The organism is Vibrio methylphosphonaticus, from assembly GCF_023634655.1.
GTDB classification, from domain to species: Bacteria; Pseudomonadota; Gammaproteobacteria; order Enterobacterales; family Vibrionaceae; genus Vibrio; species Vibrio methylphosphonaticus.
The window spans coordinates 223188-241018 of sequence record NZ_JAMKMS010000007.1; the positions used below are offsets into that span (position 1 = coordinate 223188).

Sequence of the window (17831 nt, forward strand, 5' to 3'; positions counted from 1 at the left end):
TAACTTTAAGGCGGTAAGTCATGTCACATTTAAATTATAACCACGTGTACTATTTTTGGATGGTGTGTAAACAAGGGTCAGTAACGAAGGCGGCAGATGCACTGTTTTTAACGCCTCAAACAGTAACCGGGCAGATTAAAGCGCTAGAAGAAAGAATGGATGGCAAGTTAACGAAGCGCAATGGAAGAAGCGTAGAGCCGACAGAGTTAGGCCAACTTGTTTATAAATATGCGGATCGTATGTTTGGCTTGAGTTATGAAATGCTCGATATTGTCAATTATAGTCAGCGTTCGAATATTCTTTTTGATGTGGGCGTCGCAGACGCGTTATCAAAACGTTTAGTGAGCAAAATACTTATGACCACAATTCCTGATGATAACAGTATTCATTTAAGGTGTTTTGAGTCGACTCATGAAATGTTATTGGAACAGCTTTCTCAACATAAGCTCGATATGATTTTGTCGGACTGCCCCGTAGACTCCAGTCAAAGCCCAGGCCTGTTTAGTAAGAAGCTTGGAGAAAGCCGGATGAGCTTTTTTACTTCCGGTCATGTTGAGAGCGGACACTTTCCTGAAATATTAGAACAAAGGAAGCTGCTTATTCCTGGCAGCCGAACATCGATGGGACGAAAAATTCACCAATGGTTTGATCGACAAGGTATTCAGCCTAACATTTTAGGTGAATTTGATGATGTCGCCTTGATGAAAGCCTTCTCCATGTACAAAGAAGATGTCATTTTTTTAGCACCGAGCTTGTACATGTCTGAGATCTCCGATCGGCGTCCACTTCAGCATATTGGCGATATCGATGACCTTAAAGAAGAATATTATGTCATTTTCGCAGAGCGGATGATTCAGCACCCTGCGGTTAAAGGCGTATGCGAGGCGGACTTTAGTGAGCTACTGAATGTTTAGTAAGCGACGGAATGTTTAGTGACGGAAGTAGGTTGCCTATCGTTAAGGATAATGAATTTGTTTAAAAACTGTTACGCAGTTTGATTATAGCCATGTAAAATGTGATGAATTGTATTAATCAACAAGGCATGGCTATAAAGACAAAAGCTCGTGTCTGATGTCGCTGAAAATAAAGAGGTTAAATATGAATTTGCAGGAGATGGAAAAAAACGCACCGCAAGCGGTTGTTCTCCTAAAAGCGATGGCCAACGAGCGTCGTCTGCAAATACTTTGTATGCTGCATAATACGGAGTTATCGGTTGGTGAGCTATGTGATGACTTAAAGCTGAGCCAATCTGCACTCTCACAGCATTTGGCATGGTTGCGTCGGGATGGGCTGGTCTCGACTCGAAAAGAGGCTCAGACGGTATACTACACCTTGAGCAGCGCCGAAGTTCGTCAAATGATAGAGCTATTACATGGCTTGTATTGTAAAGAAGACTAAAGCAGCGCGGTGTGAAGGGTTATTGTAAAGTGAACATAGTTCTTCATGAGTAAGCCAATAGAAAAACGATAGATACAAAAAAACCGGCCAAGGCCGGTTTTTTAATGCAAATCAAATTCTAATTAAAGAGCTTTGATTGCTGCAGTGAAGCGAGACTTATGACGAGCTGCTTTATTCTTATGAATAAGGCCTTTAGTCGCCATACGGTCTAGAAGAGGTGTAACTTCAACTAGTGCCGCTGTTGCTGCTTCTTTATCGCCTGCTTCAATAGCAGCGATAGTTTTTTTCATGTAAGTGCGCATCATAGAACGACGGCTAGCATTGTGCTGACGACGTTTCTCAGCTTGGATAGCGCGCTTCTTAGCAGATTTACTGTTTGCCAAGGGTCTAACTCCCAAAAACTTAGTTCGGTGACAATTTAAGGGCGAGGAATATCCTCTATTTGAACTTAAATGTCAACTGATTTGTGCAAAAACCCAACGATATAAAACAAGTTTTGATATCTGGAGGTCTTCGCGGTTAAGATGGCGGGGATTCTAACAGTATTTTTCAACCAATGCTAATACTAATCCGCTCTTCAATAACAAAGACGATAGAAACCTTTCTGTGACAAGGTATTAGCAAGGTAATTAGGGGTTCAAGTGAGTAAGAGGCTTCTTAAGTCAGGCATGATTGTGAGTGCAATGACACTTGTGTCCCGAGTATTGGGACTGGTTCGCGATGTGGTCGTGGCAAATTTAATGGGAGCTGGCGCCAGTGCGGATGTGTTCTTTTTTGCCAATAAAATACCTAACTTTTTACGTCGCCTGTTTGCTGAAGGTGCGTTTTCGCAAGCTTTTGTACCGGTATTGACAGAGTACCATGCCGCTGGTGACAAAGATAAAACTCGAGACCTAATCGCTAAGGCGTCAGGGACACTGGGCGTGCTCGTTTCGATAGTGACATTGTTTGGTGTCCTGGGCTCGGGTGTCGTGACCGCGTTATTCGGTTTTGGTTGGTTTCTAGATTGGCTTAATGATGGACCCGCTGCGCCTAAGTTTGAGCTGGCCAGCTTAATGCTGAAGATCACTTTCCCCTATCTATGGTTTATTACTTTTGTCGCCTTATCCGGTGCCATTCTTAATACCTTAGGGAAATTTGCGGTGTCATCGTTTACGCCTGTTTTTCTCAATGTGATGATTATTGGTAGTGCTTGGTTTATAGCCCCTGGTCTTGAACAGCCTGAAATTGGTTTGGCAATTGGTGTTTTTCTCGGTGGCTTTGTGCAGTTTGTGTTTCAAATTCCTTTCCTGATGAAGGCGGGCGTATTAGTGAAACCTAAATGGGGGTGGCGTGATCCTGGCGTTGTTAAAATTCGCACCCTCATGATTCCTGCTTTATTCGGTGTGTCGGTAAGCCAAATTAATTTGTTGTTTGACACCTTTATTGCCAGCTTCCTTGCTACTGGCTCCATCAGCTGGTTGTATTATTCTGATCGTTTACTAGAGTTCCCGTTAGGGTTGTTTGGGATTGCGATTGCCACCGTTATTCTTCCCGCGTTATCTCGAAAACACGTTGATGCCCACAGCCAAGGCTTTGCGTCGACGATGGATTGGGGGGTGAGAATGGTCGTGCTGCTTGGGTTACCCGCTATGCTCGGTTTAATGGTGCTTGCGAAGCCAATGTTGATGGTGTTATTCATGCGTGGTGAGTTTACCCCTCATGATGTCGAGCAAGCGTCGATGTCTTTACTGGCTTATGCGTCAGGGCTGCTCAACTTCATGTTAATTAAAGTGTTGGCACCGGGCTATTTCTCGCGACAGGACACGAGAACACCGGTTAAGTATGGCATTATCGCAATGGCCTCTAATATGGTGTTTAACGCGATATTCGCGTATTTCTATGGTTATGTTGGTCTTGCGATGGCGACAGCCTTATCGGCATTGGTCAATATGGTGCTGTTGTATCGAGGTCTGCATATTCAACAGGTATACCGAGTAACCAAACAAACGCTGATTTTTATAGCCAAACTAGCGCTCAGCGCCATCGTGATGGTTGCGGTGGTTGTATGGCGTTTAGATGACATGCAACAGTGGTTATCTTGGGGGCTCCCACAGCGCGTAACCACGCTAACAATGTTGATTGTACTTGGTGGGGCAAGCTACCTATTTACACTCTTGCTACTTGGCATTAGAGTGAAGGATTTAAAAGCAGCGACAGATTAGCAATGTTTCGTTATAATCCGTCGGTTTCACACTGCTATTATTAACTTCAACAGGTGGTTTAGTCGTTTCATGGAACTTATTCGAGGCATCCACAACCTAAAAGATCAACATCATGGCTGTGTGTTGACGATTGGTAATTTCGATGGTGTACATTTAGGTCACCAACGTGTACTCGAACAGGTAAAAAAGAAAGCACAGCTTTTGAATTTACCTTCTGTGGTAATGACATTTGAACCGCAACCGATGGAGTTATTTGCCAAAGATAAGGCACCGGCACGTTTAACACGCTTACGTGATAAGTTTGAACTACTAGGGCACATGGACATAGACCGTTTGCTTTGTGTTAACTTCAATCGTCACTTTGCGGATCTATCACCAGAATCATTCGTACGTGATTTATTGGTGGATAAACTCGGTGTTAAATACTTGGTAATTGGTGATGACTTTCGGTTTGGTAAAGGCCGATTAGGTAACTTTGACATGCTTAAGCAAGCTGGAGAGCAGTTTGGCTTTGAGGTTGTCAATACACATAGTTTTCGTGTCGGTGAGGCACGGGTCAGCAGTACAGCAATTCGTCACGCATTAGCGAATGATGAACTTGATGCAAGTGCAAAAATGCTGGGGCGAAACTATACCTTATCGGGCCGGGTTGCTCACGGGCAAAAATTAGCCCGAGACTTTGGGTTTCCAACGGCTAATGTTTCTTTGAAACGCCATGTTTCACCCGTAAGTGGTGTCTATGCAGTGCAGGTAATGGGGGTCGACTCCATACCACGAGGCGGCATAGCCAACATCGGAAATAAACCAACCGTCAATGGTACTAAGCAAGACTTAGAAGTGCATGTATTTGACTTTGAAGGCGATCTTTACGGAAAGCAAATTGAAGTCGCATTACTTCACAAAATACGTAATGAGAAGAAATTTGGCTCATTACAGCTGTTAAAACAGCAAATAGAATTGGATGCTGAAGTCGCAAGGGTGTGGCTACTTCAGTGTATGGGTTAGTGGAAGATTCCACCGCTAACATAATGTCTAACTGTCGCCCAATACAACGGAATTAAGAATCGATGAGTGAGTATAAAGATACCCTGAACCTACCTGAAACAGGGTTTCCTATGCGCGGTAATTTGGCTAATCGTGAGCCAGAGATGCTGAAGCGTTGGTATAAAGAAGATCTTTACGGTGAAATCCGTAAGGCTAAAAAAGGCAAAAAGTCATTTGTTTTACATGATGGCCCTCCATACGCGAACGGTGATATTCATATCGGCCACGCACTGAACAAGATTCTTAAAGACATTATTATTAAATCCAAAACCCTTTCTGGTTTTGATGCGCCTTACATTCCTGGCTGGGATTGTCACGGTCTTCCTATCGAATTGATGGTAGAGAAGAAAAAAGGCAAGCCTGGACAGAAGATCACTGCAGCGGAATTCCGTGAAGAATGTCGTAAATATGCGGCAGGGCAAGTAGAAGGTCAAAAAGAGAGCTTTAAGCGTCTTGGTATCATGGGCGAGTGGGATAAACCTTACCGCACAATGGACTTTGGTACCGAAGCTAACATCATTCGCGCACTAGGCAAGATCGCCGACAACGGTCACTTGCTAAAAGGTTTTAAACCCGTTCATTGGTGTACTGATTGTGGGTCTGCACTGGCTGAAGCCGAAGTAGAATATAAAGATAAAGTGTCGCCATCTATCGATGTTAAATTTACTGCCGCAGATGAAGCAGCCGTACTAGAGAAGTTTACTCTAGCTGAAGGTCATGCTGGTCAAGGTGAGCTGTCGATTGTTATTTGGACAACGACGCCTTGGACATTGCCTGCTAACCGCGCAGTATGTTTACGCGACGATTTAGAGTATGTATTGATTCAAGTTGAAGCCAAAGGTGATCAGCAAGAGCAACGTATTATCGTGGCATCTGAACTTGCGAAAGATGTGATGGACCGTGCGGGTATTGAGCACTTCCATAACCTTGGTTTCGCAAAAGGTGAGGAACTCGAATTAGTACAGTTTAATCACCCGTTTTATGATTTTACTGTACCGGCAATTCTTGGTGACCACGTGACAACAGACTCTGGTACTGGTGTTGTTCATACCGCGCCTGGTCATGGTCAAGAAGACTTTATTGTTGGTAAAAAATACGGTTTGGAAGTTGCGAACCCTGTTGGTTCTAATGGTGTTTACCTGCCAGATACTGAGCTGTTTGCTGGCCAGCACGTTTTCAAAGCGAACGATTCTGTTTTAGAAGTACTAAAAGAGAAAGGGGCGTTATTACACCATCACGCGTATGAGCATAGCTACCCGCATTGTTGGAGACATAAAACGCCAATCATTTTCCGTGCAACACCACAGTGGTTCATCTCGATGGATCAAGCGGGTCTGCGTGCTAAGGCACTAGAATCGATTAAGAGTGTTGAGTGGATGCCTGAATGGGGTCAAAGCCGTATTGAGGGTATGATTGAAGGTCGCCCTGAGTGGTGTATTTCTCGTCAGCGTACGTGGGGTGTTCCAATTGCTCTGTTTGTTCACAAAGAAACAGCAGAACTACACCCAGAGAGCCCAGCTCTTATCGAGAAAGTCGCTAAGCTGGTTGAAGAAAAAGGCATTCAAGCGTGGTGGGATGTTGATCCTGCAGAGTTGATGGGCGCTGAAGATGCTGAAAAATACGAGAAGGTATTGGATACGCTAGACGTATGGTTTGACTCGGGCGTGACGCACTACTCGGTCGTGGACTCTCGCGAAGAGTACAACGGTCATAGTGCCGATCTTTACCTAGAAGGTTCAGATCAACACCGCGGTTGGTTCCAGTCTTCATTGATTTCATCTATTGCGATGAAAGACGAAGCACCTTACAAAGAAGTGCTGACACACGGTTTCGTTGTTGATGGTAATGGACGTAAGATGTCTAAATCCATCGGTAACGTTGTCGCACCAAAAGATGTCACCAACAAGCTAGGCGCAGATATCTTACGCCTATGGGTTGCTTCAACCGATTACACGGGTGAAGTTGCGGTTTCTGATGAGATCCTTAAGCGTTCAGCCGATGCGTACCGTCGTATTCGTAATACAGCACGTTTCTTCCTAGCGAACCTAAACGGCTTTAATCCAGAGACCGATTTAGTTCCTGCTGATGAAATGGTGGCATTAGATCGTTGGGCTGTGGGTCGCGCATTTGCGGCGCAAGAAGAGATTGTTAAAGCATACGGTGAGTACAATACGCACGGCGTAACTCAGCGTCTAATGCAGTTCTGCTCTATCGAAATGGGTTCTTTCTACCTAGATGTCATTAAAGATCGCCAATACACAGCGAAGAAGGGCGGTCACGCTCAACGTAGCTGTCAAAGTGCACTTTACTACATTGTTGAAGCGCTGGTTCGTTGGATGGCTCCAATCATGTCATTTACTGCGGATGAAATCTGGAACGAAATGCCTGGTGCTCGTGATAAGTTTGTTTTCACTGGTGAGTGGTATGAAGGTCTGTTTGACCTTGCAGAGGGTGAAGAGCTAAACAATGAGTTTTGGACTCAAATTCAAGCGGTTCGTGGCAGTGTGAACAAGCTGTTGGAAGACGCTCGAAAAGAGAAAACCATTGGCGGTTCATTGCAAGCGGAAGTAACAATTTTTGCTGATGATACTCTGGCTGCGACGATCAACAAACTAGAAGATGAACTACGATTCGTTCTTCTTACGTCGAAGGCACAAGTGAAGCCGTTGAGTGATAAAACTGAGGTTGCACACAGCACAGACGTTGAAGGTTTGTTCGTTGAAGTCGCGGCAACGGAAGCTAAGAAATGTGACCGCTGCTGGCACCACACGCCTGATGTTGGCACGATTGAAGGTCACGAAGAAATTTGTGGTCGTTGTGTGACTAACGTAGAAGGTGAAGGCGAAGTTCGTAAGTTCGCTTAAACGATATAATGACAGAGCAGACGTTTTCATTAAAACAATCTGGAGTCCGCTGGCTATGGCTAGCGGCACTCATTTTCGTTGCCGATATTGCTATCAAGTTAGTAGTGATGGACAGTATGGGGTATGGATGGGCAAATCGAATTGAGATTTTGCCATTTTTCAATCTTCTGTATGTTCATAACTACGGCGCTGCATTTAGCTTTTTAAGTGACCAAGCAGGTTGGCAGCGCTGGTTCTTTACTGGTATCGCTTTTGTTGTTACTGGAATGCTGACCTATTGGATGAGCAAATTACCGGCAACAGAAAAGTGGAACAACATTGCTTATGCCATGATCATTGGTGGTGCTGTTGGTAACGTATTTGATCGCGTTGTACATGGTTATGTCGTAGATTACCTAGACTTTTACTGGGGAACTTACCACTGGCCAGCTTTTAATCTGGCTGATATGACCATTTGTATTGGTGCTGGCCTGATTATTCTCGACAGTTTCCGAAAAAAACAGCCGAGTTAGCGACATAATTAGAATAACCTTAAGCGCTGTACGTTGATTCGTACGGCGCTTTTTTATATAACAGCGTTTGATAACAATAATTTGCAATAGCCGTTTGATTACAAGGAAGCCGTGACGTGACAACAATTAAGCAAGATAGCGCAGTGACGCTGCATTTTACCATTAAACTTAAAGATGGCTCCGTTGCAGATAGCACTCATAATATGGGTAAGCCAGCAAGGCTTGTGATTGGTGATGGTAGCCTAAGTGACAATTTTGAGCAGTGCTTGATTGGCATGTCTGAATCAGATCAACAAGCAATAGAACTCAAAGCAGAAGATGCGTTTGGCCTACCAAATCCCGATAATATTCACCATATGGACCGAGCCAAGTTTGTGGGTGACTCTGAGGTGGAAGTCGGTACAATAATTGCCTTTTCTGGCCCTGATGGGATGGAAATACCAGGCATTATTACTGACATTGCCGGTGACTCTGTGACGGTGGATTTTAATCATCCACTTGCGGGACAAGATGTAACATTTGAAGTCGAAATTCTCACGGTAGAATAACGCTCCATAACCCTGTTTCTAAAGAATAAGCAATAATCGGTGTGTACTGATGAGTAATGACATGAAAATTAAATTAGCAAATCCACGCGGCTTTTGTGCTGGAGTCGATAGAGCAATTAGTATCGTAGAGCGCGCGCTTGAGCTATATCAGCCACCGATTTATGTTCGCCATGAAGTGGTGCACAACCGTTTTGTTGTTGAAGGTCTCAAGCAGCGAGGCGCGGTGTTTGTCGAGGAGTTAGCGGAAGTCCCTGATGACAATATCGTTATTTTTTCGGCACATGGTGTATCTCAGGCCGTTCGTAAAGAAGCCAAAGAACGCGAACTCACCGTCTTTGACGCGACCTGTCCGTTGGTGACAAAAGTGCATATGGAAGTGGCTCGTGCGAGCCGTAAAAATATGGAAGTGGTACTTATAGGTCATGCTGGGCATCCGGAAGTTGAAGGAACGATGGGGCAGTATGCCAGCAGCACTGGCGGTATGTATCTCGTTGAGCGCCCAGCGGATGTTGATTTACTGCACGTTAATGACCCTAGTAACTTGCACTATGTAAGCCAAACGACGTTGTCTGTTGATGAAACCGCCGATGTTATTGAGCGTCTTCGAGAAGTCTTCCCTGAGATCCAAGGGCCGCGTAAAGATGATATTTGTTATGCGACGCAAAACCGTCAAGATGCGGTGCGTGAATTAGCCGAAGCGGTGGATGTCATGGTTGTTGTGGGGTCGACGAACTCATCAAACTCTACTCGCTTAAAAGAACTCGCAGAAAAGCTCGGTACTCCAGCTTATTTAACCGATACCCCTGACCTTATCGATTCGGCATGGTTTGAAGGCAAGGGCATAGTGGGGGTTACAGCAGGGGCTTCAGCACCGGAAGAGCTCGTTAATCAAATCATTGATCGCATTCGAGACTTAGGGGCGAGTGACGTTGAAGAAGTCCTAGGGCGTGAAGAGAACATGTTCTTTGAAGTGCCAAGAGAGTTGCAGATCAAGCAAATCGATTAACATCCAGTTTCGAATACGTTAAACGAGCCCTAACTGTATTGCAGTTGGGGCTTTTTATTGCTGGTTGTATAGGAATGCCATCTCGGGATAGTGAGTACAAAAAATCCGAGCCCATAAGTAGGCTCGGATTAAATAGCGTCTTTAGGGTTAAGCTGTTTCAGCTTTACCTTGTGGTTTTTCTTCTTCCTCTGCTTCAATATCGCCTTTTCCTTTCGACTTCTTAATCACGTATGCCGTGATAGAAAGTGAACCTACGATGCCAAGGATAGTAGATAGCTGCATTGGCAGTCCAAAGCCAAGCGTGCTGTTATTGAGGATGAAAGTGATAACAACCGTTGTCATAAACATGGCCGGAACCGTCGTGACCCAGTGCAGCTTGTTGTGACGCAGTAAGTAAGCAGAAGCCGTCCACAGCATCATTACCGCTGTTGTTTGGTTAGCAAAGCCGAAGTAGCGCCAGATGATGCCGAAATCAACTTGAGTCAAGATGCCACCGATAACAAATAGTGGCAGTGCCATAAGAAGACGGTTACGCAGTGTCTTCTGTTCCATGTTGAAGTATTCAGCAAGGATAAGGCGGCTAGAACGGAAGGCAGTATCACCAGAGGTAATCGGCAAGATAACCACACCTAAGAACGCTAGGATGCCACCAAATACTCCGAGTAGACCAAAGGAAGCACTGTAGACAACATTCCCTGGGCCACCGTTTTTCACTGCTTCTGCTAATGAATCGACTGAGCCAAAGAACGACAGCGCAAGTGCACACCAGATAAGCGCGATAATACCTTCACCAATCATTGCTCCGTAGAAAACAAAGCGACCATTCTTTTCATTTTCCATGCAGCGAGCCATTAATGGAGACTGTGTCGCGTGGAAGCCTGAAATAGCGCCACAAGCAATGGTAATGAATAGTGCTGGCCATAGTGGAAGATCATTCGGATTCATGTTGCTAAACATGTCGCTGATTTCAAAGTTGCCCATGACCGTGTGTTCACTCGACATCGCTACAGCCGTAATTAGACCGACTGACATAAAGATAAGTAGCGCGCCAAACAGTGGGTAGAAGCGACCGATGATTTTATCAACCGGTACAATCGTCGCGACGATGTAATAAGCGAAAATGGCGATAACCATGGTTGTCATGCTCATTGACATATCAAACTGGTCGTTGACCAAGTTAGTGATCATGCCAGCAGGGGCAGAGACAAATACCACACCGACGAGTAATAGTAGGACAATGGCAAAAATGTTCATAAAATGTTTGGCGCCATTGCCTAGGTATCGACCTGTGATAGTGGGTACGGAAGCGCCGCCGTTGCGAATGGATAGCATGCCAGAGAAGTAATCATGCACTGCGCCAGCAAAGATACAGCCAAGTACAATCCAAAGCATCGCAGCAGGACCATAAAGCGCGCCCATAATAGGACCAAATATTGGACCTACACCCGCAATGTTGAGCAGTTGAACTAAGTAGACTTTTTTTGTCGACATTGGAACGTAATCTACGCCGTCCGCTTTGGTATGGGCAGGTGTTTGACGATTTTCGTTAATGCCAAACACTTTCTCGATAAAAGCGCCGTAAAGAAAATAACCGCCAATCAGTGCGGCAACACAGGTTAAGAACCACAACATAGTTTGTTATCCTTTGTTTGTAATAGTATTAAAATCTGTAGGCGATCATAGCGTGACTTGATGCTCGGCATTGGCTGTTATTGACTGAGTGGTGTAATGGCTGATTAAGTGGTCAATAGCTAGGTTAAGTGGTTTTATGATGGCGTAAGAGGTCAAAATATTAGGTAGAGCGGTCGTAGAGAAGCGTGAGTTGCATCACTAAAGCCCGTGAACAGTGGCTTTCTTGAGGGAATACTGGCATTGTGTCAGCATTCATATGTGATACAAAGGGATGACGATGAAAGCCATTATTACTGTACTTGCAGGGCTATTACTATTTGGGTGTGCCAATGGTGTTGAAGAGCTCGCCAAGCAAGGAAGTTGGAATAAAATAGGGTATCAAGATGGTGTCAGAGGGCAGTTGCCTCGCACGTATTCTGCGTTACAAAAGCTAGGTCCTGCCGATCACGCTGAATATGAACGTGGCTATCAAATAGGCGTCATTGAGTTCTGTGATGCGGACTTTGCATATCAGATTGGTCTTTCTGGGCAGTATTATACCGGCGCTTGTGAAGGGCTTCCCGACGCACAGCGCTTTCGCATGGAGTGGCAGCGTGGTTGGAGCGAGTACTCGAATTAAGCTTTTATTTGAGTTATGCCTCTATTGGAGCTAAGCCTCAAGTGCAGAAAGAATAATGGGACCGAACGGTCCTATTATTCTTTCTGCACTTGAGCGTATAAGCTGGCTTGAAGTGGGGTTCTTATCAACCTTGAGAAGTATTAGTGCTAGAAGTATTTGTATTGGCATTGACGGCTTTTCGTAAGAACCCTTCTTTTTCCATCAACTGTTGGGTTGCATCCTCTTTATTCAGCCCTGTCAGGATCATTAAGATGGCAAGTTTGACATTGTGGTCGGTGTCTTTTAATGCTTGCTTGGCAATGTGTTCAGTACAGTCTGTCGCTTGCATGACAATACGAGCGGCACGGGCGATTAATTTCGCATTTGTGGCTTTCACGTCCACCATAAGATTTTCATAGCTTTTACCAAGACGGATCATACTGGCCGTTGTTAACATATTTAACACCAGCTTTTGCGCGGTTCCCGACTTGAGTCTTGTCGAGCCTGTTAACGCTTCAGGTCCGACAACTGGGCTAATAGCAATAGAGGCAATAGTCGCCAATGTCGAATCTGGATTACAGCACAGTGAGACCGTTGCTGCCCCTATGTCATTGGCATACTCGAGAGCCCCAATCACATAAGGGGTTCGTCCGCTAGCGGCGATACCAACCACCACATCATCAGCGCTAAGCTTAATCTTGATAAGATCGCGTTGCCCTAATTCAGGATCATCTTCCGCGCCTTCTTTAGCTTTAAACATGGCATCATTGCCGCCCGCAATAATACCAACTACCATCTCAGGTGATGTTCCAAAAGTAGGGGGACACTCTGAAGCATCGAGCACCCCAAGCCGCCCACTGGTGCCAGCTCCGATATAAATAAGTCGACCATTGTTTTTGAAGGCATGAGTAATCGTATCCACCGCTCGAGCAATGTCAGGAATGACTTGTTCCACCGCGAGTGGGACGAGACGATCTTGCTGGTTGAGGCGCTGGACGATGTCTTGGCTGGATAAGAGATCGATATCCATAGTGTCCGGGTTGCGCCCTTCAGAAACTAATTGAGTCAGGGCATGCAGTAGTGCGTCGTTAGTCATAATATTTCCTAGTTTGCGGAGTAAAGCACGCCAAGCGGGACCGCCTTACTTGCGCCAGTTACTGAAGGTAAGTTGCTCGGGATCTGGTGAATATAGCAGTGCGCTAACCACGCAAACGCCATGGACTCCATATAATCACCGCTGATGGCTTCGCTGTCTGTTTTTGCCACATGCCAACCCTCAAGGAGTGCATTGAGGCGCTGTATAATGATTGGATTATTCGCTCCGCCACCACAAACTAATAATTTAGGGTGGGCGCCTTGTTGATACGGAACGAGCGCATCAACAATCGTTTGTACCGTAAATTCGGTGAGCGTGCGCAGGGTGTCATGAACCGATAGTAAAGGTGTTTGTCGAGCACATTGTTGGTCTAGCCACTCTTGGTGGAAATACTCTCGGCCGGTGCTTTTTGGGGCTGGACGAGATAGGTATTCATCGGTAAGTAAGTGCGTTAACCATGGTTGGTTAACCTGACCTTGCTTAGCTTCTTGTGCATCTTCATCAAAGGCTTTGTTGAGGAAGGTTGAGCACCATGTATCCATGAGTGTATTGCCAGGTCCGGTATCAAATCCGACGACAGAGCCATTGGGTTGAAGAATGGACACGTTGGCGATGCCGCCAATATTTAGGATCACCAGAGAGGAGGTACTGACGCCATAAAGGTAGCGGTGAAAAGCAGGAACAAGCGGAGCGCCCTGCCCGCCAAGTGCCATATCTTTACGCCTAAAATCGCCAATAGTATCGATGCCAGTTTCTGCGGCGAGTATGTGGTTGTCACCTAATTGAATGGTGAAAGGCGATGCGCCATCCGGTTGATGAAATACGGTTTGACCGTGATTACCAATTGCCGTGATTTGTTCGGGTGAGTAGTGAGCTTTGTTCAGCAATTGCAGCGTCGCTTGGGCATACAGGTGTCCCAATTGGTGGTCGAGCTCGCCAATCGTTCGTAAGTTAGTCTCTTGACCATGGCACATCGTCAGCACGCTTGCCTTTAGGTGAGCAGGATAGCTTAGGAAATGCGTCTCGATAAGATCTATGTCTTGGCCATCAATGGAGACTAACGCGACGTCTACGCCATCTAAGCTCGTGCCGGACATGACACCAATATAATACTCGGCTTGATCCATCGCGATATACTCCTTGCTATCTGGTGCGAAAACTCAGTCGTTACTTAGCGATAGTCATTGTAAATCAAAAATAAACGGAATAATCTTTTCGCACCCCTATTTGATAATAAAATTGCAGAGGACAACTAATGGGACCGTTATGGCTAGATGTAGAAGGTTTTGAACTGAGCGCGGAAGATCGCGAGGTTTTAGAGCACCCAACGGTTGGAGGTTTGATCCTGTTTTCTCGCAATTATCATGACTCAGAGCAGCTCATTGAGCTAACTCGTCAAATACGAGCAGCAGCGAAAAAGCCGATTATTATTGGTGTTGATCAAGAAGGGGGGCGTGTACAGCGTTTTCGAGAAGGGTTTACGCTGCTCCCTGCCGCGCAGCGTTATGCTGAGTTAGGTGATGAAAAACTTGCCAGACAAGCAGGGTGGTTAATGGCAGCAGAGCTCGTTGCCCACGACATCGATTTGAGCTTTGCTCCGGTATTGGATCAAGGGCATGCCTGTAAAGCCATCGGTAACCGTGCGTTTGGTGAAGATATTGCGAGTATTGTGCGCTTTAGTAGTGCATTTATGTCTGGTATGAAACAGGCTGGTATGGCGACAACAGGCAAACACTTCCCGGGTCATGGTGGTGTGATTGCTGATTCGCATTTGGAAACGCCGTATGACGAACGAACTGACTTGTTTGAAAAAGATATCTTAATATTCAAACAGCAAATCCAAGCAGGGCTGCTTGATGCGATGATGCCAGCCCATGTTGTTTATCCTCATTACGATGAGCATCCTGCAAGTGGTTCGCCTTATTGGCTGAAAACGGTGTTAAAAGAGCAAATGAATTTTAACGGCATTGTTTTTTCTGATGATTTGTCGATGGAAGGCGCAGCCATAATGGGTGGCCCTGCCGAAAGAGCGTTGCGATCAATGCAAGCGGGGTGCGATATGCTCCTCATGTGTAATAACCGACAATCAGCCGCAGAGGTATTGGATAACTTACCAATCACGGCAGTACCCAAAGCGCAGGTGATGCTTCGTAAGCAAAACTACCGCTTATCTGAACTACTTAAATCAGAGCAATGGAAAAGCGCCAACGATAAGGTCAGCCGAGCGCTGAATGCAGACTAGCTGGATTCAGAAAGATAGGGCATGAGTACTTGAAAGCTCAATCGTTGAGGGGGGTAGGTTTTTGGGGCATCGTAACAAATACGCATGCCCCAAAAGTAGATGACTAATGAAACCCTAAGGTTTCTTTTAGGGTTTTTAGGTAGCGCCGACTGACAGGAACAGAAAAGCCACTATGGGTGATAATTTCAGCCAATCCATGTTCTAACAGTTTGATCTCTTTTATACTTTTCACGTTGATAAGATATTGACGGTGGCAACGTAATAGCGGTGTTTTTTCTTCGAGTACTTTTAATGACAGTTGACTATTGGCTTGTTGTGTCGCGGTCTTTACTTGGACCCCGGCAATGTCGCTAAACGCGCATTCGACTTCTAACGTCGGAATAATGACGATTCGGTTGTGTCCAATACAAGGGAGCTGATCTAGCGTCGCAGGCGCCATAGACTGAACGAGGTCGTGAGTCCTTTGCTCTTGTTTGAGTAATCGATTGACGGTTTTGTTGAGCCGGGCCGGATCAATCGGTTTAAGCAGATAATCAAAAGCATTGTCTTCAAATGCTTGTACCGCATATTGGTCATAGGCGGTGACGAAAACCACGTTAGGCATGGAGTCAGGATCTAACATACCTAGCAACTCTATACCGGTAATCTGTGGCATCTGTATGTCTAAAAAGACAACATCAGGCTTAAGGCTATTGATTTTTTTCAGCCCTTCAATGGCATTGCTAGCTTGATCAATCACGTTAATGCCTTCCATATCGGCCAACAGCTCCATAAGCTCTTCGCGGGCAAAGCATTCATCATCAATAATTAAAGCAGTCATAGTCGTCATGAGGTCACAGTGTTCCTTGTGTGAACGTGATTTTCTTGCGCGGGAATAATAAAGCTCATTCGAGTGTAGGTGTTTTTTTCTACCTCAATTTTTAGCGCTGCGTCACGACCAAATTTGTTACTCAACCGTTTATCGACGATTTGCATACCTAGTCCCTCATGACCAGTTTTAGGCGTGCAAAACGTACCCGCATTATCTTCAACAATAATGCGATGCCCTGTCTCGGACTTCTCACTATAAATTCGTACGCTGCCCCCTTCTATTTTAGTGGAAATACCATGTTTGATGGCATTCTCCACGAGTGGTTGCAGGGTAAAACTTGGGACTTTTCGTTCAAGCAACGACGGTTCAATATCAATGTCAACGCTCAGTCTGTCGGTAAATCGAGCTTTTTCTATTGTTAGGTAGGCATTGACGTGCGCGAGTTCATCGTGCAGTGATACGGTCTCTATATTCTGCTTAAGGTTACTGCGGAAAAACTGAGAGAGGTGCTGAATCAGACTACGTGCTTTGTCTGGATCTCGACGAGTGATGGCACTAATGGTATTTAGGGCATTAAATAAGAAATGAGGATTGACCTGCGCATGAAGCAGTTTGATCTCAGATTGGTTTAGCAAGGTCTGTTTATGAATATATTCACCGTGAAGAATTTGGCTCGACAGAAGTTGTGCAATACCTTCCGCCATCGACATATTTATGGTCGAAAACAGCTTCCGCTTCGGCTCGTACAGCTTAATGGTTCCAATGACTTTGTTGCCTGTACGCAAAGGAATAATGAGGGCAGAGCCGAGTTTGCAATCTTGGGATATGGAACATTGGTAAGCGTTGTCTTTGCCATCTAGGTAGATAATGCGATTGTCGCTAATGGAATCCAATGTGCTCTGAGACGAGATTGGTCTGTTGAGTTTATGGTGGTCATCACCAATGCCCACGAAGGCGAGAATTTTATCATTATCTGTTATTGCGACTGCGCCGACTTTTGTTTCTTCATAGATAATACGAGCAATTTTACTGGCATTATCAGAGTTAAAACCATGCACTAATATACCAACGGAACGTTCTGCGATGTTTAAAGCGCGTCGAGAAAATGTTGCTGAGTATTCTTCAAAGATGGTTTTGCGATCCTGAAGAATACTCATAAAGAGTGCAGCGCCAATGGAATTGGCAATGATCATCGGTGCGGCGATGTCGCCAACAAGTGACGCTGCTTGGTCGAAAGGCTTGGCGACCGCGAGAATAATCAGCATCTGAATGATTTCGGCGCTAAACGTCACATAGAGAACCACGAGCGGATTAAACAGCGCTTCTTTTTTCGACTTCTTAATGAAATAGAGATGCACCATACCACCAATCAATCCTTCTGCTGTCGTTGATATCGTGCAGGCAAGGTCGGTAAAACCACCCAAGGTGTAACGATGTATTCCTCCAGTTAACCCTACCGCAAGCCCAACAAGGGGGCCACCAAACAAACCGCCCATGACAGCTCCGATGGCTCGAGTATTTGCAATGGCATCGTTAATCTGTAGGCCAAAATAGGTACCTAATATACAAAATGAAGAGAATAAAACATAAATACCAAATTTATGGCTTAAGCGACTCGATAAGCTAAATAGTGGAATGAAAATAGGGGTTTTGCTCAGCATGTATGCAAGCATGAGATAAACACACATCTGTTGAAGTAAAGAGAGGATTAAGTCCATCGGATGCTACCTATAGTTCAAGTATTGCTATTGTATACCGAAATGATGGAGGAGGAGCGATTCTTGTTGGAGTCGGCTTGCCGTATAAAGCGTTCTGAATGAACGATTGGGTGTAAAGTAATATTTACATTGATTGTTTTTTAAAGTTTACACTTGCA

At 45.2% G+C, this 17831-nt stretch carries 16 protein-coding genes; 10 read left to right on the forward strand and 6 right to left on the reverse strand.

The window, feature by feature from the left end:
- Positions 1–20: 20 nt before the first annotated feature.
- Together nhaR and M9196_RS10700 are read left to right on the forward strand one after the other, a co-directional pair.
- Positions 21–914 (forward strand): transcriptional activator NhaR, encoded by an 894-nt coding sequence (gene nhaR / locus M9196_RS10695; protein ID WP_250617527.1) that lies wholly within the window; start codon positions 21–23, stop codon positions 912–914.
- A 184-nt stretch (positions 915–1098) separates the two neighbouring features.
- Complete coding sequence (locus M9196_RS10700; RefSeq protein WP_250617528.1) at positions 1099–1398, forward strand: ArsR/SmtB family transcription factor; 300 nt, start codon at positions 1099–1101, stop codon at positions 1396–1398.
- 122 nt (positions 1399–1520) lie between these two features.
- On the opposite strand, the gene rpsT is transcribed toward M9196_RS10700, so the two are convergent.
- Positions 1521–1781 carry a 30S ribosomal protein S20 gene (rpsT, locus tag M9196_RS10705; RefSeq protein WP_102469934.1) on the reverse strand — a complete coding sequence of 87 codons (261 nt, stop codon included), beginning with the start codon at positions 1779–1781 and terminating at the stop codon, positions 1521–1523.
- A gap of 258 nt (positions 1782–2039) precedes the next feature.
- Here rpsT and murJ point away from each other — a divergent pair, with 258 nt between their 5' ends.
- The 6 genes from murJ (at position 2040) to ispH (ending at position 9576) form a co-directional block, all read left to right on the forward strand.
- On the forward strand, positions 2040–3602 hold the full coding sequence (murJ, locus tag M9196_RS10710) for a murein biosynthesis integral membrane protein MurJ (RefSeq protein ID WP_319946336.1): 1563 nt from the start codon (positions 2040–2042) through the stop codon (positions 3600–3602).
- A 69-nt stretch (positions 3603–3671) separates the two neighbouring features.
- On the forward strand, positions 3672–4607 hold the full coding sequence (ribF, locus tag M9196_RS10715; protein WP_250617529.1) for a bifunctional riboflavin kinase/FAD synthetase: 936 nt from the start codon (positions 3672–3674) through the stop codon (positions 4605–4607).
- Between the two features lie 62 nt (positions 4608–4669).
- Positions 4670–7510: an isoleucine--tRNA ligase gene (gene ileS / locus M9196_RS10720; RefSeq protein ID WP_250617530.1), complete on the forward strand. Its 2841-nt coding sequence runs from the start codon at positions 4670–4672 to the stop codon at positions 7508–7510.
- An 8-nt stretch (positions 7511–7518) separates the two neighbouring features.
- Entirely contained in the window at positions 7519–8022 is a 504-nt protein-coding gene (lspA, locus tag M9196_RS10725; RefSeq protein WP_250617531.1) for a signal peptidase II, read from the forward strand.
- A 116-nt stretch (positions 8023–8138) separates the two neighbouring features.
- Positions 8139–8570: an FKBP-type peptidyl-prolyl cis-trans isomerase gene (gene fkpB / locus M9196_RS10730; RefSeq protein WP_250617532.1), complete on the forward strand. Its 432-nt coding sequence runs from the start codon at positions 8139–8141 to the stop codon at positions 8568–8570.
- Between the two features lie 49 nt (positions 8571–8619).
- On the forward strand, positions 8620–9576 hold the full coding sequence (gene ispH, locus M9196_RS10735; protein ID WP_250617533.1) for a 4-hydroxy-3-methylbut-2-enyl diphosphate reductase: 957 nt from the start codon (positions 8620–8622) through the stop codon (positions 9574–9576).
- Between the two features lie 147 nt (positions 9577–9723).
- Here ispH and M9196_RS10740 read toward each other — a convergent pair whose 3' ends face one another.
- Entirely contained in the window at positions 9724–11208 is a 1485-nt protein-coding gene (locus M9196_RS10740; protein WP_250617534.1) for a carbon starvation CstA family protein, read from the reverse strand.
- Positions 11209–11485: 277 nt separating this feature from the next.
- Between M9196_RS10740 and M9196_RS10745 the strand changes: the two genes are divergently transcribed.
- Complete coding sequence (locus tag M9196_RS10745; protein ID WP_250617535.1) at positions 11486–11827, forward strand: DUF2799 domain-containing protein; 342 nt, start codon at positions 11486–11488, stop codon at positions 11825–11827.
- Between the two features lie 124 nt (positions 11828–11951).
- On the opposite strand, the gene murQ is transcribed toward M9196_RS10745, so the two are convergent.
- Together murQ and M9196_RS10755 are read right to left on the reverse strand one after the other, a co-directional pair.
- Positions 11952–12902 carry an N-acetylmuramic acid 6-phosphate etherase gene (gene murQ / locus M9196_RS10750; protein WP_250617536.1) on the reverse strand — a complete coding sequence of 317 codons (951 nt, stop codon included), beginning with the start codon at positions 12900–12902 and terminating at the stop codon, positions 11952–11954.
- 8 nt (positions 12903–12910) lie between these two features.
- On the reverse strand, positions 12911–14029 hold the full coding sequence (locus tag M9196_RS10755) for an anhydro-N-acetylmuramic acid kinase (RefSeq protein WP_250617537.1): 1119 nt from the start codon (positions 14027–14029) through the stop codon (positions 12911–12913).
- Positions 14030–14157: 128 nt separating this feature from the next.
- On the opposite strand from M9196_RS10755, the gene nagZ reads away from it, so the two are divergent.
- Positions 14158–15144 (forward strand): beta-N-acetylhexosaminidase, encoded by a 987-nt coding sequence (gene nagZ / locus M9196_RS10760; RefSeq protein ID WP_250617538.1) that lies wholly within the window; start codon positions 14158–14160, stop codon positions 15142–15144.
- Between the two features lie 103 nt (positions 15145–15247).
- On the opposite strand, the gene btsR is transcribed toward nagZ, so the two are convergent.
- Together btsR and M9196_RS10770 are read right to left on the reverse strand one after the other, a co-directional pair.
- On the reverse strand, positions 15248–15973 hold the full coding sequence (gene btsR / locus M9196_RS10765; protein ID WP_250617539.1) for a two-component system response regulator BtsR: 726 nt from the start codon (positions 15971–15973) through the stop codon (positions 15248–15250).
- Positions 15970–17673: a sensor histidine kinase gene (locus M9196_RS10770; RefSeq protein ID WP_250617540.1), complete on the reverse strand. Its 1704-nt coding sequence runs from the start codon at positions 17671–17673 to the stop codon at positions 15970–15972. Before M9196_RS10770 ends, btsR begins: the two co-directional genes overlap by 4 nt.
- Positions 17674–17831 lie beyond the last annotated feature (158 nt).